Consider the following 25,138-nt stretch of genomic DNA (forward strand, 5'->3'; position numbering starts at 1 on the left):
GGTTGGGGCTATAGGGAGGTAAACAATAAAGAAAAGCGGAGGGTATTGGAGAGCGGGTTCTGGTAAATGCCTGAACCGGTTGGAATGAGGTAGGAAAAATTCAGACCGAATTGATTATAACGTACACCTATACCTGTAGTAAGAAAACGGCGGTCGCCTTTATTCCGGGCTTCGGTATAATATCCTGCGCGTATGGCAAGTAACTGGTTGTACCAATATTCAATTCCGGCAGAGAGGCTGGCTTGTCCGGGTAGATCCCCCAAGGAATTTCCCCAGCTTTCAACCACTGTTTTACGACGATACGAATCCAGAGCGCCCTCCTCTTGCATATTCACCAGGGGCACCAGCAGTTTATTGACATCAATTGCAAAACTGATGCTGTGTTGTTCATCCATCAGTTTGTTCCAGGAAGCACCGATAGCCAGATTAGCCGGAATAAAATCTTTCTCTGTGGCTTCTTTTGTATAAGAAATTCGGGTACCCATATTGGTTAACGCTGCGCCGAGCGTGAAACCATCGCCTTCGTTGCGGTTATCGAAATAGAGTCCTAGGTCAGTGGCAAAAGCCCTCCCGGTTTGAAAGTCGGAGCCGGGCATACCGGCATTCCCCAGCAGGGCGGAATGGATATATCGGAGACCAAGACCCAATCCCAGTTTTTCAGAAAGCCGGCGGGAGTAACCGATATCCAGCCCCCATTCACGCGGATTGGAAGAGCCCATGTTATTTACGCCATCGGTGGTGAACTGAATATTGCCAAGATTAAAATACCTCAGTCCAACACTGATGGCCTGGTTTTCATCGGGCTTATAATAACCACTTGCAGCTGCCAGGAATACATCGCTGGTCAACTGTTTCATCCAGGGAATATACGAGATGGAGGCACCTGATTTGGCTTCATTAAAAACCAGTTTACCGATATTCCAGAAAGCTGCATTTGCATCGGGAAGGGTGGCTACACCGGCATCGCCCAGGGCTCCAGCCCTTGCATCGGGGGCTATCCGTAAAAAGGGTACGGAGCTGGTGGAAAGATTCAGTGATTTTTGTGCTCTGGATTGTTGCCAGACAAAACAGCCGGCCAGTGTGCAGGTAAGTAAAAGCAGTTTTGGTAACATTTGCTGGATATAAGTGTATACCTATATCACCGCTATTCAGCAAGAGTAAACAGCAGACGGGAATTATTTTCGGGTTTTTTTCTGATACAGCCACCAGGTTGTGGCAGCCAGCAGTGCAGCAGCAAGGATCCACCACCAGAAGCGGGAAGGATATACCGGATCAGTATCACCTACCAGGGTCATACCTGCCCAGAAATAAGGGTGACTTTGTGCACTTGCTTCTTTTATATGTTGCAGCTTGGCCTGGCGAAGCGCTTCGGATTTGCTGCTGCCATTCGCCAATTCTTTATAGAAATTGGTGATGATTTCTGCGCTTGATTTTTCATCAATCTTCCACAAACTCATTACTACCGACGGACAACCGGCATACATAAAACTATGCGCCAGAGAGATTACACCCTCGCCACCCACCCAGTTTCCCTGGCCGGTTTCGCAGGCGGTTAATACCGCCAGATCTGCCTGAAGCGGGAGTCCATAAATTTCATAAGCATGCAAATAACCATCATCCTTACCCGAAGAATCCAGTGGAACCGGTTTGGCCATATAAAAACGGGATTGCAAAGGAGCGCTGTGATTTACTTCGGCATGGGTGCCCAGGTGTAAAATTGAATAGGCTGCTGCGTTTGTTTTCACCACAGATTCAAGCGCATCCTGTCCGGCAAACAGATCATGATTCAGAAGTTTGCCGATTTTTTTGGCTGCCTGCAGCGTAAAGGGCTGCCGCAACAAATTGAGATAATAGGGATCAATTGCAGCACTGTCGGAATTGGCATCGCGATAGGCTTTTTTCATTTCATCTGTAAATACCGGCGTCAGCAGCAGGGCTTTGTTTTGCTTTGCAGCTGCTACTGATTTCATAAGCAGGGCATTGGTAGCAGATAACTGATAGGAGATATTGTACGTATTCAGTAAATAGGGCATTCCGGCAAAGTCATTGGCTTTATTATCAGAAATCAGCAATTCCATATTGAGGTAAAACAATTCACCATCGGGAATCACAAGAAGGTTTTTGCCGGAGAATTTTGCTTCCACCGGTTGAATCAGTTGCTGGTATAAGCGAAAAGCCGGGGTTTTAAAATTGGCAGCGCTGATCGTATACAATTCTTTCAGCGCAGCAACATCTTTGCTGATCCTGTTAGGAAGCCGATGCACATGAAATTGTTTTGCATTCAGGGTAAATAAAAAAATATGCTTATCTGTGAGTACGTACTCCAGCAGGGTTTGATCCTGTTTTTTTAAATAGCCCTGTAATTCCGGAACAGTAGCAGGATGCAGGTTGTATTTCAATTGAATTCCGGCAGTTCCTGTTTTAAGCAGACTATCCTGAAATTTACGGTAACCTTCCATTGCGGAAGTAAGAAGAAATAAAAGGGAATCGTTTTTGCGATCCGCATCCAGGTATTGTGCATTCAGAGAGCCGATTCGTTTGCGCCAATCAAGATCTGCTTTTGTTTCTGTGGGCGATTCGGCACGGGCCACATCGTTGAGCATATTATTGGCAGAGAGTCGCAACAACAATCCTTTGCTTCTTTCTGCAAATTCGAATGCTTTATGCAGGTGGCGGAAATTTCCTGATTGTTTGTACAAATCCCAACAGGCTTCAATGGCTGTATTGTAAATGGTTTTATGGTTGGACGAAACCTGCATAACGGATCCCTGAGTACGAAGGGCTGGCAAACTATTGGAAAGAAATCCACCGTATTCACCGGCCAGTTGGATCAATTGTTTTAAGAAAAGAGTATCTTTTTTTTGTTGATAGAGACCCTCTAAAACTTCCGCACGATTGCGGATATACAAAATGATGTATTGATTATACGGCAGTTTTTCAACCCAACCCTGCTTTGGCAAAGCAGATACCTGTAATAATTCCTGAAAGGTACTGTCGGAATAAACAAGTGCTTTGTTCAGCTGTTTATTCAGGAGAAATGCCTTGCTGATTTTGTTGTATTGTCCGGCCAGCACAATATCGCCCGCCGGATAAGTGGATCGATAAAGTTGCAGGACCTCGTTCAGTATCGGCAGCGCTTCGTTTATACGTCTCTGTTGAGCATAGGTTTCGGCCAGGGTGGTGCGGGTTTGAGGAACGGTGGAGGTATTTTTTATTCCGGCTTTTTTACTGTTCTCCAGCGATTTGAGGTAAAAGATCTCGGCTTTTGCAAAGTCTTTTTTCTCGTAAAACAGGTCTCCATACTGACTTTCAACATAAGCCAGGTTGCGCCAATCCTTGGGATCCACTTCCTGTTGGATGCGATAGGCTCTTGTATAAAGACTATCCGCTTCCTCAAAGGCACCCACCGCCATTTTCATATTTGCCAGATGGGTTAGAGGACGAACTATTCCGGCTCCTTCTGAACCGAAATTGATTTCGTGTAATTTTTTAGCCTTATCGTAATAGTCGAGGGAAAGTTGTGCTTCTCCAATGTTCTGATAAAAGCTGCCCATATTATTATAGGCGATGGCCATCAGTTGCGGGTTTTTGTGTTTCGCATAATCAAGCTGAATAATTCGCACCATTTCCTGTTTGTGGTAAAGTGCTTCATCATAGCGATGCATGGTTTCATACAGAATACCAAGATCATTGTGCACCAATCCCTTGTTGGGATGATGGGCGCTGAGGTTGAGATTGGCCAGGCGAAGCAGTTCCAGCCCATAGGTTTCAGCATCAGTATATTTTCCTGAATCATGACAGATGAGCATGAGGGACTGATAAACACCCAGCAATAGCCGCGCATCTTTACCATAGAGCTTTTCAGTTATTTGCAGGGCATTTTCTGCGTATTGCAGTGCCGGTTCAAAATCCTGCAGGGTCATCAAAAGCCAGGAAAGATTTTTATAAAGGGTGGCATAGATATTATTGGGAGGAGCCGTTTTATCAATATGTTCAAGTGCCTGGTAGAGTGTTTTTTTTCCTTTTTCGGTTTCTTCGTTATGAATGAGGATCTGTCCTTTTTTATCCAGTGCGGCTACCTGTGCGGGATTAAAAAAAGGCAAGCGGGAGGCAACCTGAACGGCAGATTCAGCAGCCGATAGTCCGGCTGCGTTTCCTTTCAGGCTCCAGATCATATCGGCTTTTTGCACGAGGGCGAAAACAAGGCTGTCGGTTTGGTTCAGGCTTTTATATGCGGATACTGCCTGATCGATATAGATCATAGCGCTGTCATACTGAAGCGCTTTGTAGGCGTTTACTGATTTTTCGTAATTGGTTTGTGCGAACAGTTGGTTAACGCAGCAAATGAGTAAAAAAATCAGGCCTTTTTTCATGGGCTTTGTTCGGGATTTGATTGATTTAGTTCTTCAAGCAATTCAGTGGCTTCCGGATAGGAAGGAATTGTTTTCAACCAGTTGGCCGCTTTTTTCGGCTGGTTGAGTTTGAGGTAGGTGATAGCCAGGTACCAGGCAGCTTTATCCTTCCATTTCCCTTTGCCTTCTGCAATTGGAAGCAATTGTTGAAGCGCATCATTGTACTGGTCCGTATTAAGATAGGCTACACCAATGAAGTATTGAACAGTATCGGAACTGTTATTGTTTTGAGCAATTGATTTCCAGATGGAAATGGCTTTATCATAATCTGCTTCTTTATAGCTGACCATGCCATCATAGAATTGGTATTGGCGGGTACTGCTCATGGTAACAGGCAAACCGGGATCGGGAATAAAATAATGATTGGCCAGTTGTTGGGGACTAACTGATTTGGATTGCAGATACCAGATGCCGCTGATCAATACCAGCATAGCGGCGGCGGCCCACCACCATTTATTGATGGGTTTGACAATAGCTGACGGGTTGGATCCTGCGGATGGATTTTCTATGGTGGCTTCCTGATCCAACTTAAACGATTCGATTGTTGCAATAGCGAGGAGCTGGCGTTGCAGGTCCAGTTCTTTTTGTAGGGAAGGATCTGCAGCCAGTTGTTTTTCAAAACGGGATCTATCTTCCTGTGACAGCGTGTTCAACAGATAGGCTTCGATCTGTTCAAAAAGTTCTTGATCAATATGGTCTTTATACTCCTCCATGTTGGCGGGATTTTTCCAGGAATAATTGGCGTAGTTGCATCATGCAACGGTACTTGATGGTTTTAATACTGTTTTCTGTATTGTTCAGTTTTAACGCGATTTCATTCAGCGATTTTTTTCGGTAATAGTATAGTCCGAGAATGGTGCGGCATTTATCTCCTAATTCCTGGAAGCTTTCCTGCAGCAGGGTTGCTTTTTCCGTGTTATCTGTTTCAGTAAGGTGGAAAATGCCGGCTGCTTCCTGATCGGGAACCTGATCTGTTACGGTAGTTTTTTTCCGGGATCGGCTGCGAAGTTCGTTTAGCCATTTATGTTTGGCAATCTGTCGGATATAGGCGTTGAATTGATCGCGTGATCCCGAGAACCGGCCGGTATGCAGGTTGATCCAGGCGCTGGTAATGGTTTCCTGAAAAAGGTCGTGCGCATCGGTACCGGAGCCGGAATTTTGAAGCACATACTGTTCCAGCCAGGGAAGGTTATCTGCATAGAGCTTTTTCAATACTTTATCGGGACTATCTGTAAACCAGTCGTTTAGGGGTTCCAATACGTATACTAACTTTTCAGGAAGATACAGCTTTTAGCACCTTCGGCGGTATCAAATTTTACTGCTTTTCATAGACTTGTTTAGAGTATATCACCGGAGGGGTGAAAAGGTAAACAGGGTTATGAATATTTCAAAAGTTGACTCAGTGCGTCAAGAATTATACCTCTTTATTTCGCCTTCAGCTTGTTCTTCACCAGTTTGCCATCCTTCATGATAACGAGAAATTTATTTTCAGGGTTTGACAGTAGTGATAAATCTTTCAGTGGATCACCATCTACGAGTAAAAGATCGGCATAGGCACCTTCTTCTATTACACCCAGCTTTCCGGGATAGGGACTTCGAAGTCCGGATAACTGCAGCAATTGTGCATTATCGTGTGTTACCATTTTCAGAATTTCTGCATTGGTAAACCATTGCTGCAATTTCAGGATATAGTCGTTTTGCTGTTTATTCAATTCTGGTTCAAACAGAAAGTCGGTGCCCCATGCCAGCTTCACTTTTAATTTTTTGGCAAGCGGCCAAATTTTTGCCTGGCCTTCTATAACGGGTTTCCTCTTTTCTCTTCGTAAGGAGTCCATATCCGGTGTATCTTCTATCAGGTTTTGCAAACTCAGCCAAATACCTTTTTTAGCCATCAGGCGGAGGGTGGCTTCATCTGCCAGTTGTCCGTGCTCAACACATTTTACACCAGCTTTAATTGCTCTGTTAATAGCTCTGGAGGTATAGGCATGAACGGTTACGTAGGTGCCCCAATCTTCTGCTGCATCAACTGCAGCCTTCATTTCATCGAGTGTATACTGGGTAACATCCACCGGATCGTAAGCAGAAGAAGTTCCGCCGCCACCCATGATCTTAATCTGGCTGGCGCCAAAGCGAAGGTTTTCCCGCACGGCTGTCAGCACTTCATCTCTGCCATCAGCTATAAAATTGGCGCCAAAGGTTTCGGAAAGGGAGGGGGTTCCGAAAAAACGACGCGATTTTTCATGGGGCATCCGGAAATCACCATGCCCCGAAGTCTGGCTGATTACAGCACCGGAGGGCCAGATGCGCGGACCGGAAATCTTGCCGGCATCCACGGCTGCTTTAAAGGGGAAGATTGGACCACCTACATCCCGCACACTGGTAAAACCACGCAGCAACATTTCTTCCGCTCCCTTGCTCATGTGTTGAAGAATGAATTCCTGGCTTAAATCCGGTGAAGTCATGTCCTTCTTGCTCATTGAACCAAAAGCCAGGTGAACGTGCACATCAATTAAACCAGGCATTAAGGTCTTTCCTTTTCCATTTATTCGGATGGTGCCTGCTTCCACTTCAAAGGGAGTAGGGCTTATTTTCTGAATTTTATTTCCAACAACCAATACATAGGAAGGTGGTGTAAGTGTCTGGGCATTACCGGTAAAAAGCTGCACTTCCTCAAATAAAACAGGATGTGGTGCAGTTCCTGTAAGTAGCTGGAACCATAGTAGCAATATAGTAAGCATGGCCGTATATTATGTATTTAAGATACATAAGAAAACCTAACGACCCGCAAAGGCTTTATCTCAGACTGGTACTGCTCTCCCGTTTGTTTAAAAAAATAATTTATCGGCAGGGATGATTTGTTTTTCCAAACCGGGTCCTTTGTAATAAGCATCCAGCCAAAGACCACCACCTCCGTCGAAGTATTCAATTTTAATGGCGTGTCTTCCTTTGGTCAGTTTGATCTTGCCTGATTTTTCTTCCATACCGTGATCACCATCATTGTCCACCACCAATTGTCCGTTTATATACAGCTTACTGCCATCATCGGATCTGGTATAAAACTGGTATTCTCCTTCTTTGTCGATTTCCAGCCAACTTTCAGCTATCAAACCAAAACCTCCTTTGTTACCCTGCTGTGCAATCTCCGGTTTTTCCAGATCGAGCTGGAATTCATAATCTGTCCAATTACCGGAAGGTTTCAAAGAGGAGAAAGCAGGAAGTTTTTTCCAATTATCTCCTTTGTAAAAATTATACCGGACACCGTTTTTCCGGCCGGATTTAAGTACTCTGAAATAAGCAGTGGCGATTTTACCCGGATTTCCGTTTTCGATCACCGCAGCTTTCACCACGCTGGTGGAGCCAAGCTGGAAGGGCCCTTCATATTTGGCACTGGTTGATGAGGGATTGCTTCCGTCAGTGGTAAAATAAATTGTTCCTGAAGTTTTTTCTTCTGCCGTTGTAATTTCAACCCGAGGAAGTGAATCAATAAATAAGCCGCCGGCTCTGGCATAATACTTAGCTTCCGGATAAATAACGGGAGCTTCTGTTTGTTTAGTTGCTTTCCATACAAGGGGAGGTTCTTCAAATCCTTTGAAAGCGGCTTTCACCGGGCGGCCAATCCATTCATAGGGGGTTTCCAATTGCAGGGCAAACGCGATGGTGGCTGCGGCATCATACTGATAAATCTGCTGTTGAATCTGGTAGCCATTTTTTATACCGGCACCAAAATAGATTACGGGAACGGTCAGTTCTTCCAGGTCTGTTCCTCCATGCCCAGCGCCTATACCACCATGATCAGCCACTATCATTACCATGGTGTTATTTTCCATACCGGCTTTCCGGATAGCATCGATAATTACACCGATGCAGGAATCTGCCTTAAGAATGCCATCAAAATAGCCCTTGGTACCATGGCCGAAATGGTGGCCAGCGCCATCCACTTCATCCAGGTGAACCCAGGATAGCACCGGTTTTTTTTCTATGAGGTAATTCGCATAGGCGGCAACGGTAGCATCCTGTGTTTCATAATGTTGGCTCAGATTAACCAGGCTGGAATCAAATAATCTACCGAAGCCTTCCCAATTATAGATAGCGCCGGCTTCCTCATTGGGGCGCTGGCTTCTGAAAATAGTAAAGATGGAGGGGAAGCGATTGCTGCTGTCAAATGCAACGGGTTCAAGGGTATGATCGTTCAGCTCCCAATCATTGCTGGTTATTCCATGTTGTTCGGGTCCGGCACCCTGTAGCATGGAAGCCCAGTTGGGACTGCTTACTGTTGGCAAAACCGTTCTTACCGTCGTAGAATAAGCACCCACTCTTAATAAACTATCCAGTACAGGAGCTTTTGCTTTTTTCAGTCCGCTGGCACTGAATCCGTCAATGCCAATAACGATAACATGTTTGATGTGCTCCGGGGTTTTGTTTGTAGTTGGGGAACAGGCGGCCATCAGGCAGCAAAGCAGCAATAGTTTATTCATACCTAAATCTATTAGTTAGATTGAACTGAAAAGCTAAAGCTAGAACATTCAGCAAAGTATTATAGTACGCAGGCTGCAAATCAATCATCAAAATGAGCAGGGAATTGTCCTTAAATAGTATAACATGCATCTTTAGGTAAATACCACCAAAATGTATTTATTTTGCACACTGTTTAAATATCTTCCTTTTTTTAATAAAGCTCAATTGGTAATGAATGTCGGAGCCCTACTTTAATCCCACTCAAGATTAAATTATAAGGCGTTTAAATAAATAAGAAATGTTTCAAGCCAATCCTACTCCAAAAGGCACAGGTGCGTCAATTTATGGCAGTTATGAAGACCTATGTTTTTTACATGAGTTTATTCATAATTTAATTGATGGTCTTAAGGAATCAGTTCCAGAACAGGAGGCCCAAAGTAAACTATTATTAAATTTTGCTTATGAATTAAGGAAAGCATATGAGGGGCAAAGGATATTTAAATCTGAAGAAAGTCCCAATAATAGATCAGAAAATATACTATATGGTTTTCAAATTGTCTGGACAGATCTGATCATATATTTAATCACAATAAGAGAATTAACTGCCTATTCAATTACTGACAAAGGTCAGCAAGGTATTTTATATCTTCTGGAATTTGCTGTTGAAAAAGCACTTGACAAATATGATCCAATCGGCGGAATGGAAATTAAAGCATTACTACTCCGACGAATTCCAACTTTCACACCATACGCTTTTATTCAATACCAGGCGTTGCACCGCGAATTTACTTTTGGTAAGGGTGGTAAAACCAGGTTTAGGAAGATTCCCAAATTAATAAATGCCTATTTTAATGAATGGGATCCTGCTCACAAATCATTCATTGAGGAACTAAAAGCGAGTGCAAAAAAAATAAACTGTGAAATTACTCAACTAACAACGAAAAGCTTTCCAAAGATTGAGTGGTGATCCAAACTATGTACTTAAAAAACAAATACCCGGATTTTGTTTCCACCTTCTTTGTCATACTTCTTTATTTTTTCTGATGTGGCTACTTCTATTTATAATGCGCAATTGTGGCTAGTAACTCAGATTTGAATTTATAGATATCATCCACAGAATCAAGCAGCTTCTTCTCCCCATTATCTTTTCCATTGTGAAACAATTCCAGATATTTATTGGAGGAATTAAAATGTAAGCGGCATAAAGGTTTTCGATTGTTATCGTCCAGAAGAATTCCAAAGTAAGACTGGGTGTCACGAAACGAGATTCTACTTGCCGGCAAAGATTCCCTCATTATTGCTTTTACAATCTGAGATCCTTCCATCTCTTCAATAGTGGTTGCTATTTTGGGTTCATCTGAATTTTCATCAATTGGATCCACTGGTGTATCTTCCTTAGTTGGAACTGCTTCATTGATATGTAAGGCACTCTTTAATCGAAAACTAATTGATTCATTGATTGAATTGGTAATTGCCTTCCTCGTGTATTCTCTGAAAGTACTTAACCTTGTGGCAGTTAAGGGCTTTTCAAAAAATCGATTCACCAATAGCCGAACCAGCTCATCAGAAGGCTGCTGCACTTCCTTTTCAAACTCAGTACGTATGGCCTTGATATATTTCAGTGCTTCAGCAGAATCCAGAATATTAGACAGATTATATCCATTTTTGGTAAAGTTTTCCAGGATCATCAGATTGTTGTCCTTCAAATTGGATAAGTCTAAAGAAAAAAATGGTTTTTCATCCATTATATTTGGCTTTTCCAGATCGGAATAAAAATTGTATTGATGGCCATTGGTTAAAACACCAAACCTGGCTTTTGAAACGTGGTAATACCTGTGAAGTTGAGAATTGTGGGCGTCTACCTGTTCTTTCCAATGTTTGCATTCTATAATCAAAATGGGTTCGCCATCCTTTTTAATTACATAATCAACTTTTTCACCTTTTTTAGTTCCAATGTCACAGATGAATTCAGGAATTACTTCGGTTGGATTAAAAATATCATATCCAAGGATTTGAATAAAAGGCATTACAAAAGCATTTTTGGTAGCTTCTTCGGTGTTGATTTGTGTTTTTAATTGATCCACCCGCTGGTGCAATTGTTCCAACCGAAATTTTAAATCATTCTCCATTATTGACAATTTATTTTTCCCAACCACAGATTGTTTTTCTAATTTTTTTTGCGTCTTCGAGTGATACATGAATAATCGGATGTTTACAGGCACGCAATCCGCGGCAATTTTCCACCAGATGATACTTGGTAGCATTAGGACTATCACATAGATATCCCCCCTTCTTTTCAGCACATTTGAAACTGCTGAGAAGTATCAACAAAAACCCTATTGGCTTCACTTCATTCCTGTGTTTTACCAAATCTACTGTATGTGATAGGATAATTTTTACGGGAACCCGTATTGGCTTAATCAGATGATACCATACTCTTTACAAAAAGCAATCAATTGCTCATTGGTAGTGAACTTATGCTCCTCTTTCAGAAAATTTAATTTCTTTTCGACACTACTCAATCCACTCGGACGAATACCCTGCCGTTGCAGGTATTCCGGTATATCTTTTTGCCTTATACCCTCGGAAAGCAAGGTTAAAATGGCGATATCAAACGAAGTGAATTCATAGACATTCTTCTGCTTTAGCAACTGCATGAGATGACGGGGATAATAGCGTTGATTTTTTTCAATTTCTTCAATCGCTATTTTTAATTCTTTGGCATCATTTCTGGCTTTTCGAACATAGCCGTCAATTTCAAGTTCATTATACAGTTTCTCAATGGTGCTCAGTTTACTTTCTGCTGAAAAAACAAGGACTTTTAATTCAGGTTGCAGTATTCTGGCCTCCTGTATCAATTCCTGTCCACTGTTAATCAGCTGTTCTTGTCCGTCCATCTCAAAACACAAATCTGTAATCAGCAAATCAAAGGAGTTGCCACGGCTAATAGCATGCCGGATACTTGCTAATGCATCATCGCAATAATACATGTACTCAATCTGAGTCACCCCTATTTCATCCAATACTTTTTGTAATGAAATAGTTGACATTTCGTGATCTTCGGCAATAAGGATTTTATTTATCATGCTTGCTATTCAACTGGCAGGTGAATCTGAATTTTTAACCCATTCAAAGGATTATTTTTAAAATTAAGCCAGCCGTTCAATCCAATAATCCGGTTTTCCGTATTCCTCAACCCATTACCAAATTTCAGCCTGGCTGGAAGTCCAACTCCATTATCTGTATAGTTAATTTTTAACACCCTATCCGTTCGTTCAAATTTTACAAGTACATTACTGGCTTTGCTGTGCTTGTCCATATTGACAAGCAATTCCTGAAGTATAGGTTCTACTTCCGATTTTAAACGCTGACCTATGGATTTCCACAAATCAGGATCATTTCCCGCCACCATAATTTTGGTACTGCCGCTGCCAAAATTATTAATCAGCGCACTTATTTTTTGGTGGTACCCTGTCATTGGCTCACGTAGCTCTTCCTCATCATAGGAGATATCTCTTGATTTTTCATAGAGGTATTCAACATCATCCAGTAAGGCTGCTTTATCCAGATCGGGATTGTGTTCAATGGAAGTCATGATCCGATACAGTCCATTCGCCACCACATCATGCACTTTTTGCGAGGTTTTTAACTGTTGCTCCCGGAGAGATTGCTCAAATTGTAATTGGAGCTGTTTTTTTCTTTTGCGTTGTCTGTTCATTCCAAAAATAAACAGGCCAAGCAGTGCCAAAACCAGGGCACCACCAATCAATTGTTGCCGAAAAAGCAACGATTCCTTTTCCGCATTTGTATTTAAGAGCTCCAGGTTTTCGGCTTTACTTTTTGCGGCTTCATAGCGGATCAGCGCAAATTGGTTTCGGGCAGTGTTGCGGGCAGCCTGCAGACTGTCTGATAAGTGCATGTATTCAGCCACAAATCCCTTTACCTTATCTGTTGAAGCTAAAGGAATAAGTTTCTTGAGTGCTTCGAGTTGATCGTCCACACTGTTCAAATCAGTTGCTACTGCATACATCCTGGAGGCATAAAACAAGGCGGAATCGGGACGTCTACCGGAATAATAATCCGCCAGATGAGAATAACTGGCATTCAATCCCCACTGGTCCTTTTCAGCAGTTCGGATCTGAAGCGCGGCCCAATAATCCGGTAATAGATTAAAGCTTTTATTCTGCAGCCACCTGGTTCGGGCCAGATTGGATTGTACCCTGGCCTGATTAACCGGGTTAGATACCGTATCCTTTAGTAAAATGGAAAATAATTCAATCGCCTTATCATTATCACCCATTTTCTGGTAGGCCATCGCAAGATTGTTCAATGCAATATTCTTAAAATTACGGTCAGTGGTGAGATCTGCGGTTTGCTGGTAATAGAGAATGGCATCCACATAATTCCCCAGTGTTAGGTTGTTAGAGCCCAGCAGGTTATAAACTGCCTGGTAATAAGGTCGCTTTTCTTCTGATTCCTCTTTTAGATAGCCCAGCGCAGCCAGCAGGGTTTCAATGCTTCCGAAATAATCTCCCGCGTTGTGCTGGATAATGGCCATATAGTTGAGTGCTGAAGCTATTTCGAGCGAATCGGCTGATTGGGTGGCAATTTCATTAAAATAATAAAAAGCCGAATCGGGTTGCGAGTTCAGCAGCTCCATGGCAGTGGTAAAACCTGCATCGGTAGCAGGAGCCTGCGCCGGATCAGGTTGTTTGCAACTGATCAGGACTACGATTATTAGGAAAAGGCTGTTGAATGAACCACGTATTAAAAACATAGAACAGGGAAATTAAAAAAAATAAGGCAAGCTTTCACTTGCCTTATCTGTTCTTATCCCTTCCCTTTGGGAGGTGGAGGTGGAATATGTCCGGTTTCACCGCCGGTATCGCTGGTGGTAACCACACCAGGGTCTTCATTAATTGGATCGTTTACGGGTTGAGTCGAGGAGGCCAATCCCAATAGAAGGGATATCAATATGTAAAACATTTTGTTTAAATTTTGAAATGAAGGAATCTTGCACCGGATTTTGCTGATCCAGCGCGGGTTTTGAAAACATTCCAGGAAGCGCTTCCTGGATTTTTTGGGAAGTAGGTGAGCGCTGGAGAGGTGGCGACCGGAAACTGCTTCCCAGGTCAATCATCCGACACCAACAATCCAACTCTCTGAAATCAATTCTGTATAGAAATCCAATTAGCCAGAAAGGAATCAATTGATTTCAGGATCAAAAGTATTAGGCAATACCAGGCTGATTATCAACTGATTCCGATAATTCCGGTAATTCCGGTGAGATTCCGAAAATTCGAATTCAATCAGCTATTATTTGATATGTTTCCAGATTACAGAAACCTCATTCTAGAAGATTTTAGAAAAAAATCGGAGCAACAATTGCTTCCGAATAGCCTTTTACTACCCAGTCCGGCCAAGTTGAGAGAGGAGTGTCTGAAAATATGTGAGGAGCGATATCAACCCCGCGACTTAAAAACCCTGCGCGATTTTTTTGGGGTGGTGGATGGAAAGGATAGTTGTCTGAAAGCAATTAGTCGATTTGAAATTGATAAGTTCAAACCATTGATCAATTACCTCAAGGGCGAAACCGAGGACACGAATGAAAAAAACATTGAGCTGTTAGCCTGGCTAATTGATTTTCAACCGAGGCCATATGAGTTGGGCAGAAAGTATATTGGGGAGAAAGAAGCTATAGAGGGTTTAGAACTTGCGGCGGCGGTTCAACCATTGGCAAAAACACCTCAAATTGAACCACGTGGTTTTGAACAAAGGAAAAATCAAAGATTTTTTAAATGGTTAGTACCGGGCGCTTTAGCTATTCTGGCAGTTACAGGTTTCTCCATAATGAAATTCAGAAAAACTCCACCTACTGTGCAGTCATTTGCAGATCTGCCCAGTTCATGTATGTATTGGACAGGGGAGCTATATAAAGTTGTACCCTGTGGTACCCGTCCGGGTTCCGCAATCGTATTACCACTTGATACCTTTTTGCTCAGGAATTTTAAAAAAGTTACGCAACCAGATACGATTAGTTTAAGATCAGCTGGAAAGCTTTGGTATATCAAGCGCAATAATAATCTGGACGTTTTTACTGTTAAGGGCAATCATCCGGAAGAGCTTCACCGGCAACTGAAGCCTTTATCAGCTTACATGATCAAAAAACATATACTGGGTAAACAAAAAATTCGGCAGAATCCAGAAAATTGAACGCCGATCCCGGAATTAATAAAATAGATATTATTTCTGATTCCCCTGAAGAGATTGTATTCCCCTTTGAAAGCGATACGGTATCCTGAAATATGCTTATTTTCAGGTATCATGAAAAAGCAATTCATTCTACTGTTGCTGTTGCTCACCTGCAGCCTGTTCTCGGCCTCAGCTCAATCAAAGGATACCCGTTTTTATGAATTACGTGTTTACTATTGCAATCCGGGCCGGCTCGATGCCCTGATTGAACGCTTCTCCAACCATACCACCCGGCTGTTTGAAAAACATGGTATGGAAAATATTGGGTATTGGCTACCAATAGACAATAAGGAAAATGCCCTCTATTATGTACTTGCTTTCCCAAGCCGGGAGGCAAGAGATGCTTCCTGGAAATCATTTATAGAAGATACCACCTGGAAAGGCGTTGCTCGCAGATCAGAAGAGTCGGGCAAAATTATTGCGCGGATCAGCTCCACCTTTATGGAGACGACTGACTTTACACCGGCAATTGCACCTTCAGGCAGTGCAACCGACCGGCTGTTTGAATTGCGCACCTATACCTGTCACCCCAATAAATTACCCAATCTGCAACAGCGCTTCAGTAAGCATACCTGCAAGCTGTTTACAGATGCAGGTATGACCAATATTGCTTACTGGACCAGTCTGCCTGCCGACACATCACAACCCAAACTGATTTACCTGCTGGCTCATAAAGACAAAGCCGCAGCAAAAAAATCATGGGACAGCTTCAGACAAAATCCGGAATGGATCAAAGCACGTGATGCTTCTGAAGCCAAGGGCCTCATTGTTGAACGTGTGGAATCCATCCTGTTGAAACCACTTCCTTTTTCAACCATCCGATAGTTCAAAAATGGAAACAAATACCGTTCTTAAACGAATTGAGCTAAAGCAGTTCAGCAACCGCTTGGCGCTTGAAATGGGCCTCGCAATTATTGAACTGGTCAAAAATCGCAACCAGATCATCGGGGTTGAAATTGCCCGACTTAACCAGCCCGTTTTCTTATATATTGACGAGTCGCTGCCGGTTGACAAACACCATTGGATAAAAAGAAAAGCCAATACGGCCAAACATTTCGAGGAAAGCTCATTATCTGTTCGTTTTGAACTGGAAAGAAAGAACAGAAGCTTGGAGCAGTTTTACGGACTTAATGAGAATGAATATGTAGCAAAAGGAGGCGCCATCCCTTTATTTGTGGATGGCGCCGGTTTGATTGGAATCATCACCGTAACTGGTCTGCCAGATACAGATGATCATCAATTAATTATCGATGCATTACAGGGGCGTTTTTTCTAGCCCTTATGAATGAATTTCAAAATATCGTTATTAATGGTAGCTGCTTCCGTAGTAGGCATACCATGTGAAAAACCAGGATATAAAATAAGCTCTCCGTTTTTTAATAGCTGATGTGCTTTGACTGCCGTGGTTGCAAAAGGCACAATCTGATCGTCTTCACCATGTAAGACCAACACCGGCACCTCCACTGCTTTCAGGTCTTCCGTGAAGTCTGTTTCAGAAAACACTTTAATACAATCATACTGGGCCTTGATACCACCCATCATTCCCTGTCTCCACCAATTATCCTGAATCCCCTTTTTTATATCAGCCCCTTCCCGATTATAACCATAGAATGGAACTGTAAGATCCTGATAAAATTGTTGTCTGTTATGACGGGTGTTGTGACGGATATCGTCAAAAACTGCCAGCGGTACACCATCCGGATTCCGTTCATCCTGAATCATATAGGGTGTAATGGCACTAATCAAAACCACTTTGGCTACTCTGTCTTTTCCATATTTTGCAGCATACCGGATGGCTTCTCCACCACCTGTTGAATGGCCAATATGGATAGCATTGGTAAGATTCAGGTGCGCTGTGAGCTCAGCAACATCCGCTGCATAGGTATCCATATCATTTCCTTTATACGTTTGGGTTGACCGGCCATGACCACGACGATCATGTGCTATTACTCTAAACCCATTTTCAAGAAAGAACATAACCTGTGCATCCCAATCATCAGAAGACAGGGGCCAGCCATGGTGTAGGAAAATTGGTTGGCCTTCGCCCAGGTCTTTGTAATAAATTTCTGTACCGTCTTTTACTGTTAGCTTGTTCATTGTTAGGTGTATTACTTGTTATGAATTGTTTGATGATGTAAAATTGCTACAAATCACAATGGCCAACAATGGACAGATTTCGCTTCGGATGGTACTTTTTTCCCACTGCGTTAATTTCAACTATTCAGGCTTCCGCCAGTTCCAGGGTGCTACCGGATTTGGTTCCTTCCACAAACCGGTCCTGGCTATACGGGCTGCTTTCTCCAAATTGCTATACTCCACACTTGTGGAATATTTGACGAAGTGCCAGGCCAGGCCCGCTTTAACCAACTCCTTATTCAGGTTCAATCCGTTGAATAAGAACAGTTCTCCAATCAGTCGTTTATTACGATCGACATCATTTTTATGCAGGATACGCACCTGCTTGCCAAAGCAAAAATCAGAGCTGAACTTTTTAGCTGCGGCTCCATAGGGTTGTTTTTTCCTGATCTCCGGACAGTCAATATGTGCCAACCGGATCCTCAGGGGCTTGCCTTCATACAGGATATCGATTGTATCGCCATCAACTACTCCAATAACTTTTCCAGTCACATTATCGGGATATTTTTCGATAGAAAGCGATAATCCGGAAAAACTTAATACAAATGCAATAAACAGGTGAATCATAGTCTATTTATTATATTTTGTAGCAACTTCTATTCGATTCCCGTCTGTATCTTTTGTTTCAAATTCATAATAACCATCACCAGTAACTCTTGGTCCACTTATTATTTCAAAACCATTATTTCGCAATTCCACGGCTTTCTCATCAACTTCCTGCATTGTATTTACACCAAACGCAAAATGTGCATACCCAATAAATTCGGGTTTTGTATCTGTTACTTCTCTATCAGTTACACCCTCTTTTGACATTATTTCAAGCCTGGCACCAGCCTCAAAACTTATAAAATAACTTTGAAATTTCTTTTTCTCATTAACATATTTAGTATTGGCAATGCCTCCAAAATAGGTACAATAGAACTCTTTAAGTGGTTCCAAATTGTTTGTCCATATTGCAATGTGTTCAATTTTCATACTCCTATCAAATAAATAAAACTGGGGTTAAAGATCAATCTTTAACCCCAGTTAGTATCAGATAAATATAAGTTTAAACTTACTGTGGTATGTTTATCTTTTCTGATGTTGCTAATGGCTTCCCAAAATCCGGAGTTCCATCCTCCTTCCACGTAAACGGTTGTGCCCGGGGTGAACGAAACTCTCCACATCCCTGTCCCGGTTCATCATTGGCATGGTAGAGTATCCAGTTCTCCTGTCCACTTGGTGAAACAAAAAATGAATTATGTCCGGGTGCATATACCTTATTCTCCGGACTTTGCGTAAATACTGGCTCAGGATGTTTTGTCCAGGCCGTGCTGTCCATCAGATCTGCTCCAACTTTGGTTGACAACATGCCCAATGAATACTGATCTGTCCAACAACCACTGGCAGAATAAATCAAAAACAACTGGTCCTTGTTCCGCAACAATTGCGGCCCTTCATTTACATTCACGTGCGGTACATCATTCGGATTATTCAAATCACCATGTTTCTCCCAGGGCAGGGTTGGTGATGAAAGGCGTACTCTTTCTCCGGTTACCGTCCAGGGATTGGCCATTTTGGCAATGAAAATATCCTGCTGACCATTTACATCCCCTTCCCAACCTGACCATAACAGATACAGTTGGTTTTCATGCTCGTAAACCGTACCGTCTATTGACCACTTATCATCCGGTGTGGATAAGCGACCCTTTAACTCCCAATTTCCCTGAAACGGATCAGTTGATTCATTTTCGAGTACCCATAACCGATGGTCTACATTATTTCCGCTATCCGCAGCAAAATAGACATACCACTTACCCTTCAGGAAATGAATTTCAGGTGCCCATAGTTCTTTTGAATAGGGGCCGGTAGCAGGCGGAGTGAAAATCACTTTCTTTTCTGCGGTAGCCAGATCAGCAATGGATTTGGTTTTCCAAACAGTGATATTTTTACCTGTTGTATTGGTATAATAATAAAAGCTGTCCTTATAAATGCACCAGGGATCTGCGCCTGAAGGCAACAGCGGATTACTGAATGTTGGAACCGGATCATCACTACATGCGACAAGGCAAAATAATGCAAGCACAAAAGTCAGATGTCTTCTTAACATAGGCCAAAATTTAAACTACTATTCTCCTGAAGGTACATTAATTGAGGAGGAAATTGCAACAGGTGATCCAAATTGCGGAACACCGTTTGAACTAAATGTAAAGGGTTGAATCCGTATATTTCTTTTTTCACCACAACCATCATTGCTATTATTATTGGCATGGTAGATGATCCAGTCTTCCGCTCCATCAGCTGATTTAAAGAAGGAGCAATGCCCGGGGCCAAATGCACGTCCGCCTGTGTTTTTGGTAAACACCGGAGAATTTCCTTTGGTCCAGTCTGCAGGGTTCATCGGGTCTCCATTTTCTTTAAGCGTAAGCATTCCAAGCGCATAGTCATCTGTCCAGCAACCACTGGCTGAATACACCATAAACACTTCTCCTGATGCATTCTTAAGTACCTGCGGCGCTTCATTCACCGGTCCGCCTGCACGCTCCCAGTTAAGATCAGGTTTTGTCAACAGCACACTGTTTCCTTCTATCGACCAGGGTGTATCCATTTTAGCAATGTAAATATTCTGATTCTGTACAGACTGATCCGGTCTTCCACTCCATAAAAAATACCGCTCTTCCTTATACTCCAATACCGTTCCGTCAATTGCCCAGAAATCTGTATCCTCTGCGAAAATCCTTCCTTTCATGGTCCACTGGCCGGTTGTTGGATCAGAAGCAGAATTTTCGAGTACCCATGTACGTTGCGTTTCATCCGGGCCACTACCTGCTGTGATATAGAGATACCATTTGTTATCAAGATAATGTAACTCCGGCGCCCAAACGTTGGACGAGTAAGCACTCCCCGGCGCTGCAGTAAACACCACAGAGCCGGAAGCACTTGCCATCGTTGTTACTTTACTATTTTTCCAAAGCATTACCCTGTTTCCAAGGGTATGTGTATAATAATAGGTTGTTCCCTGCTTAACTATCCAGGGATCTGAACCACTCATTATTGGATTTTTGAAGGTATTCTCTTCAGGTCCGGGCTCAGATGGTGAATCCTTTTCACCACAACCAAGGAACAGCATGCCAATGCTCAGCAGATAAAAAATTCCGGAACGGATATACATATCTTATTAAGTTTCATTTCAGATTTCTACCAGCCCGGGTTTTGAACCAGGTTTGGATTGATATCGATTTCAGTTTGCGGAATGGGCATGTATTTATTTCGTCCGATTTGGAAATTCTCAAACTCCGGATCTCTTGCCTTTAATTCATCCAGTTTGCTGTTGTCATCAAAATAACCCCAGCGCGCCAGATCATTCCAACGCAAAGACTCTCCGGTAAGTTCCATTATACGCTCATGCTCCAGTTGTTTCAAAAACTGCGTCTGATTCATTCCGGGCATTGCTACAGAAAGTGCTGTCAATCCTGCACGCTCCCGAACACGATCCACATACTGGTAGGCTTCCGCTGTCTGACCCAGGCCGTTTAATGCTTCAGCATACATCAATAATACATCAGCAAATCGGATCACACGGAAATTCACCGGACCATTAAATACTTCAAATTCATTTATGCGGAAATAATCATTCAGGTATTTGCGATACCAAACCCGATTGCCGATATCCTCATTGTAATTCTTTGATGTGAATGAGCCACCATATACTTGTGTGAAGTCTGGACCACGTTCATCCGTTGAATCATATAATGCAGTTGCTGCAAGTCGGGGGTCACGATCACCCGAGGCGGTTTCTTCTTTCAAAAATTCACCCACTACCCAACGACGCATATTTGCATCATTGAATCCATGTCCGGGTGGTGCAAAAAATGGAGACCTACTGGTACCCACATTGGAGGTTGGTCCGTCTTCTCCACTGTTTTCAGCCCGCATCTTAAACTGAATTTCAAATACAGATTCTCTGTTGTTTTCTGTTGTATGTAAAAAATTATCTGCATAATTCGGCATCAGGTCATACAAAGATTGACCTTCACCAGTAATGAGCCAGGCAAGTGCAGAAGCTGCTGCTTCATATTCTTTTTGCTGCAGGTGTGCCCTTCCCAGCAGGGCATAAGCTGCCCCTTTGGTTGCACGGCCAACTTCTTCACCTGTGTAGGTTTCAGGAAGGTCAACTGATGCTTCCGTCAGGTCTGTTTCAATCTGTGTCCATACCTCTTCCGGACTTGACTGAAAGGGTTTATCTGCAGGAAGAGATGGTTCTAAAACCAATGGAACATTTCCCCAAATTGTAACGAGGTTATAATAGTATAGCGCCCGTAAAAATTTGGCTTCCGCTATATAGCGCTTTTTCAAATTTTCATCCATGGATATGGACGGTACATTACTGATTACCTGATTGGATCTGTAAACACCTCTGTAATGATGCCACCAGGTATCATAGTTCACTTCAAAACTGTACTGGGTAATATTTAGTGCGCCAACACTTCTTAATTCATTCCAGGGACTGGTTGAATAGCCGTCATCGGAACGGATATCAAAATAAAAGGGCGTCCATCTTGATCCGGGCGATCCGTTGCGGTAAAAATTTCCATACACTGCATTAATCCCCTGCAATGCATCTTCTCCCGTTTTCCAGAAATTTGATTCATCCTTGCGATTTGGATTTTCGATATCCAGATCAATGTATTTTTTGCAGGAACCGGCTCCGGTTATAAGTAAGCCTGCGAGACAAATATTTATAATGGTTTTCATTGCTACTTTTTTAATAGGTAAATCTCAGGCCAGCAGATACCATACGAAGTGCGGGATACTGACCATTATCCAGTCCTCTTTCAAAAATGTTGACACCAACAATATCCGGGTCAAGACCCGTGTATTTGGTGATGGTCAGCAGATTCTGACCACTCAGGAAAACCGAAGCGGATTTAAAACCAATCCGCTGCATGTTTGCAGGTGAAAAATTATAGGCCACTTCAATATTGCGCAGCCGCAGATAGCTGCCGTTTTCCAGCCAGCGATCAGACTGTGGTAATACATTGTACTGAATTCCCTGATCAGGTGCACCTATAGCCGCTCTTGGCCATTCATTACTCTGATTTTCAGGTGTCCAGAAATTGGCTCCTTTCCGGAAATTGGTATTCAGATCCATCCGGTCAACCGTGTATCGCGGACGGTTATATAATTGATTTCCTACAACAGCATACCATTGCATTGAAAACGAAAACTGTTTGTATTGTGCATTCACTATCAAACCAGTTTCCCAATCGGCCCAGGGGCTGCCTGCATAGTGACGATCTTTATCCAGATCAAGCGTCCCATCATCATCCACATCAACATAACGGATATCACCTGGTCTTGCCCAGGGCTGTAAAAGCTCGCCAGTTTTACCACGGTGTGCATCAACATCAGCCTGGCTCTGAAAAATACCATCTGTTTTAAGCACATACCACTCACCAATGGAGCGTCCCAACTCAGTACGTGCATCTCCTATTTGCGTATACTTGGTAGATTCATTACCAAATTCCAGCACTTTGTTTCGGATTCTGGTAAAATTCAGCGTGGCATCCCACTTAAAGTCACCGGTCTTTTTGGAGCGATAGGTTAATGCCAGCTCAAAACCTTTATTCTGAATGGAAGCAGCATTAACAGCGGGATTACCGCCAGCATTTCCTGTAGTCAGATTAATGGGAAGATCAACCAGTACATCCTTTGTTTTAGCTATGAAATAATCGGCTGAAAAACTAAGTGCATTATTTAGGAAGGAGGCTTCAATACCAAGGTTTGTTGTGTTTTTACGTTCCCAACGGAGATCAGTATTCGCCAATTGAGTTACAATAGCCCCAATCTGCTCTGTACTATTCGGACCAAATACCGCTCTGGGGAAAGGATTAATAACCGCATAATACATCCAGGCATTCAGGAATTCTGCATTACCCAAAGAACCATAGGAAGCGCGAATTTTCAGGTCATTAACAGCATCCACATTCCAGAATTTCTCCTTTGAAATCCGCCATGCAACAGAGGCAGAAGGGAAATTTCCCCAACGATTATTGTTGCTGAATTTTGAGCTCCCGTCTCTTCTGAATGTGAGGCTGGTAAGGTATTTATCCTGATAGCTATAGTTAACCCTTCCAAGATATCCGATAAAATTGGATATTTCTTTATATCTGTCCAATACTTCCGGGTTGGAAGCAATCTGGCTGATCCGGTCAACCGGATGATCAAAGCGTTGCATACTTACACCAGCAACAGCACCAATTCTGTGATCTCCAATTACTTTATCATAGTTAAGGGTATGTTCTAAGAGTGTCGACTGGAATTCACCCCTGCTGCGAAAACGTCCGATTTCATTGTTATTGGGAGAAGGTGTGCCCTGGCGAACCGTTCCTGGCATTCTGATGCCATCACCCCTGTCCATCGTTTTTTCAATTCCGAAATTGAACTTGTAAAAGAACCCGTCTGCAATGGTAAATTCAACAAACGCATTTCCGCGAATTTTAAAATTACGCTGCTCAAACTGATCCAGTCGTTGTAGCGCGGGCACATTGGCAGTAAGCGTGTTCAGGTATGCATTATTTAATCCAATGCCCCAGCCTTCGGGGTTTTCCGGAGACTCATACCTGCTTCCTTTCAAACCAACCACAGGTGGCATGCTGATCATATCAACAAATGGATTAACACCCACCCCAGAACTGGCAATGGGATCTTCTTTTGTCCAGCTGAAGAGGACATTTTCTCCGAAATTGAATCTGCCATGCCGCAAGCTGGTATTAATCCGAAAACCAGTTCGGGAAAAACTGTTATCAATCACCGGCCCTTTATTGCTGAAATGGTTGGCACTGATAAAGTAATTAAGTTTTTTTACAGAGCCGGAGGCTGAAAGATTATAATCGCCAATGGCACCTGAACGTAAAAATTCATCCTGCCAGTCAGTATTGATGGAGGGATCAAACTCCGAGCTGATAGACGTCGGAACAGGCAGTCCGCCAGCCTCATGCAATTGTGTCGAAAGAGCGCGATATTCCTGTGCATTCATCATATCATAACGGTTATGCACAGCCTGAATACCGGCTTTAATGCTGCCACTGAATACAGGAGGGCCCTTTTTCCCTTTCTTGGTGGTAATGATTATAACACCATTTGCTGCGCGGCTTCCATAAATAGCGGCAGCAGATGCGTCTTTAAGAATCTGAATTGTTTCAATATCAGCGGGATTGAAGTCTGGTGTGGCATCACTGTACATTCCGTCAATAATGTAGAGAGGATTGTTATTGGCAAAGGTTCCTGCGCCCCTGATATCAATTTTAGCTCCTGCACCAGGCTGACCGGTATTCCGAACCGTTACACCCGGACTAAGTCCCTGTATACTTTCAGCAACCGAATTAGAGGTGTTCTTATTTGCAGTGCCGGGGTCAATTACGCTAACAGCTCCCGTAAGATCTCTTTTACGAACTGTCTGATACCCTATCACAACCACCTCATCTGCTACAGCTATTGCATTGACAAGAGACAGGCTCAAGGGGGCACCGGTAACTTTTATTTCCAGATCCTGATAGCCAACATAACTGACCACCAAAAAGGAACCGATTGCAGCATCAATAGTAAAATTTCCGGAAGCATCTGCAATTACTGACTTTTGAGTTCCCTTTACTTTTACAGTTGCACCTCCCAGTGGTTCTCCATTGACCGATCGTATGGTGCCGGTAACGGCTTGCTGGGCATACAGTCCTATACAAATCAGTAAAGCCAGTAATGTACCGCAGGCTTTTACTAAAATGTTCCTGGTTGTCTTCTTCATATGCAAGTTGTGATTTAGTTGATTTCTGCCTTAAGAAATGGCGTAGCGGTAGTGTAATACCTTGTATTTTGGAGCAGGCAATGCACAATCGTTACAAATGTGA

At 42.9% G+C, this 25,138-nt stretch carries 21 protein-coding genes; 4 read left to right on the forward strand and 17 right to left on the reverse strand.

Annotation, left to right across the window (positions count from 1 at the left end; genetic code table 11):
* Window positions 1-8: 8 nt before the first annotated feature.
* The 6 genes from porV to B2746_RS19555 form a co-directional block, all read right to left on the reverse strand.
* On the reverse strand, window positions 9-1,112 hold the full coding sequence (porV, locus tag B2746_RS19530; protein ID WP_290797843.1) for a type IX secretion system outer membrane channel protein PorV: 1,104 nt from the start codon (window positions 1,110-1,112) through the stop codon (window positions 9-11).
* A 63-nt stretch (window positions 1,113-1,175) separates the two neighbouring features.
* The gene (locus tag B2746_RS19535; RefSeq protein ID WP_290797845.1) at window positions 1,176-4,373 is read right to left on the reverse strand and encodes a CHAT domain-containing protein; all 3,198 of its coding nucleotides are present in this window, start codon (window positions 4,371-4,373) and stop codon (window positions 1,176-1,178) included.
* A complete protein-coding gene (locus B2746_RS19540; RefSeq protein ID WP_290797847.1) occupies window positions 4,370-5,125 on the reverse strand; it encodes a hypothetical protein in 756 nt (251 codons plus the stop codon). The genes B2746_RS19535 and B2746_RS19540 overlap by 4 nt, the downstream gene beginning before the upstream one ends.
* Window positions 5,112-5,669 (reverse strand): RNA polymerase sigma factor, encoded by a 558-nt coding sequence (locus B2746_RS19545; protein WP_290797850.1) that lies wholly within the window; start codon window positions 5,667-5,669, stop codon window positions 5,112-5,114. The genes B2746_RS19540 and B2746_RS19545 overlap by 14 nt, the downstream gene beginning before the upstream one ends.
* A 167-nt stretch (window positions 5,670-5,836) precedes the next feature.
* Window positions 5,837-7,150 carry a metal-dependent hydrolase family protein gene (locus B2746_RS19550; RefSeq protein WP_290797853.1) on the reverse strand — a complete coding sequence of 438 codons (1,314 nt, stop codon included), beginning with the start codon at window positions 7,148-7,150 and terminating at the stop codon, window positions 5,837-5,839.
* 87 nt (window positions 7,151-7,237) lie between these two features.
* Complete coding sequence (locus B2746_RS19555) at window positions 7,238-8,887, reverse strand: alkaline phosphatase family protein (protein WP_290797856.1); 1,650 nt, start codon at window positions 8,885-8,887, stop codon at window positions 7,238-7,240.
* Between the two features lie 278 nt (window positions 8,888-9,165).
* On the opposite strand from B2746_RS19555, the gene B2746_RS19560 reads away from it, so the two are divergent.
* Window positions 9,166-9,834 carry a DUF6904 family protein gene (locus B2746_RS19560; RefSeq protein WP_290797858.1) on the forward strand — a complete coding sequence of 223 codons (669 nt, stop codon included), beginning with the start codon at window positions 9,166-9,168 and terminating at the stop codon, window positions 9,832-9,834.
* Window positions 9,835-9,922: 88 nt separating this feature from the next.
* Here the strand turns inward: B2746_RS19560 and B2746_RS19565 are convergent, their stop codons facing one another.
* The 4 genes from B2746_RS19565 to B2746_RS19580 form a co-directional block, all read right to left on the reverse strand.
* Window positions 9,923-10,996: a type I restriction endonuclease gene (locus B2746_RS19565; RefSeq protein ID WP_349680618.1), complete on the reverse strand. Its 1,074-nt coding sequence runs from the start codon at window positions 10,994-10,996 to the stop codon at window positions 9,923-9,925.
* Window positions 10,997-11,287: 291 nt separating this feature from the next.
* Entirely contained in the window at window positions 11,288-11,953 is a 666-nt protein-coding gene (locus tag B2746_RS19570; RefSeq protein WP_290797864.1) for a response regulator, read from the reverse strand.
* A 5-nt stretch (window positions 11,954-11,958) separates the two neighbouring features.
* A complete protein-coding gene (locus B2746_RS19575; RefSeq protein ID WP_290797867.1) occupies window positions 11,959-13,644 on the reverse strand; it encodes a tetratricopeptide repeat-containing sensor histidine kinase in 1,686 nt (561 codons plus the stop codon).
* A gap of 53 nt (window positions 13,645-13,697) precedes the next feature.
* Window positions 13,698-13,853, reverse strand: coding sequence for a hypothetical protein (locus B2746_RS19580; protein WP_290797870.1), 156 nt, complete (start codon window positions 13,851-13,853; stop codon window positions 13,698-13,700).
* A gap of 339 nt (window positions 13,854-14,192) precedes the next feature.
* Between B2746_RS19580 and B2746_RS19585 the strand changes: the two genes are divergently transcribed.
* From B2746_RS19585 to B2746_RS19595, 3 genes are all read left to right on the forward strand, one after another.
* The gene (locus B2746_RS19585; RefSeq protein WP_290797873.1) at window positions 14,193-15,080 is read left to right on the forward strand and encodes a hypothetical protein; all 888 of its coding nucleotides are present in this window, start codon (window positions 14,193-14,195) and stop codon (window positions 15,078-15,080) included.
* 111 nt (window positions 15,081-15,191) lie between these two features.
* A complete protein-coding gene (locus B2746_RS19590; RefSeq protein ID WP_290797876.1) occupies window positions 15,192-15,944 on the forward strand; it encodes an NIPSNAP family protein in 753 nt (250 codons plus the stop codon).
* Between the two features lie 7 nt (window positions 15,945-15,951).
* The gene (locus B2746_RS19595) at window positions 15,952-16,395 is read left to right on the forward strand and encodes a heme-degrading domain-containing protein (RefSeq protein ID WP_290797879.1); all 444 of its coding nucleotides are present in this window, start codon (window positions 15,952-15,954) and stop codon (window positions 16,393-16,395) included.
* Here B2746_RS19595 and B2746_RS19600 read toward each other — a convergent pair.
* The 7 genes from B2746_RS19600 to B2746_RS19630 form a co-directional block, all read right to left on the reverse strand.
* On the reverse strand, window positions 16,392-17,216 hold the full coding sequence (locus tag B2746_RS19600) for an alpha/beta fold hydrolase (protein WP_290797881.1): 825 nt from the start codon (window positions 17,214-17,216) through the stop codon (window positions 16,392-16,394). The genes B2746_RS19595 and B2746_RS19600 overlap by 4 nt on opposite strands.
* Window positions 17,217-17,336: 120 nt before the next feature.
* Entirely contained in the window at window positions 17,337-17,822 is a 486-nt protein-coding gene (locus B2746_RS19605; protein WP_290797885.1) for a thermonuclease family protein, read from the reverse strand.
* Between the two features lie 3 nt (window positions 17,823-17,825).
* Window positions 17,826-18,230: a VOC family protein gene (locus tag B2746_RS19610; protein WP_290797888.1), complete on the reverse strand. Its 405-nt coding sequence runs from the start codon at window positions 18,228-18,230 to the stop codon at window positions 17,826-17,828.
* A gap of 79 nt (window positions 18,231-18,309) precedes the next feature.
* Window positions 18,310-19,344, reverse strand: coding sequence for a glycoside hydrolase family 43 protein (locus B2746_RS19615; protein WP_290797891.1), 1,035 nt, complete (start codon window positions 19,342-19,344; stop codon window positions 18,310-18,312).
* 18 nt (window positions 19,345-19,362) lie between these two features.
* Window positions 19,363-20,406 (reverse strand): glycoside hydrolase family 43 protein, encoded by a 1,044-nt coding sequence (locus B2746_RS19620; RefSeq protein WP_290797894.1) that lies wholly within the window; start codon window positions 20,404-20,406, stop codon window positions 19,363-19,365.
* A gap of 26 nt (window positions 20,407-20,432) precedes the next feature.
* Window positions 20,433-21,989, reverse strand: a complete 1,557-nt coding sequence (locus B2746_RS19625) for a RagB/SusD family nutrient uptake outer membrane protein (protein WP_290797897.1) — start codon at window positions 21,987-21,989, stop codon at window positions 20,433-20,435.
* 10 nt (window positions 21,990-21,999) lie between these two features.
* A complete protein-coding gene (locus B2746_RS19630; protein WP_290797900.1) occupies window positions 22,000-25,035 on the reverse strand; it encodes a SusC/RagA family TonB-linked outer membrane protein in 3,036 nt (1,011 codons plus the stop codon).
* Window positions 25,036-25,138 lie beyond the last annotated feature (103 nt).

The organism is Flavihumibacter sp. UBA7668 (assembly GCF_002483205.1).
In the GTDB taxonomy this organism is placed as follows: domain Bacteria; phylum Bacteroidota; class Bacteroidia; order Chitinophagales; family Chitinophagaceae; genus Flavihumibacter.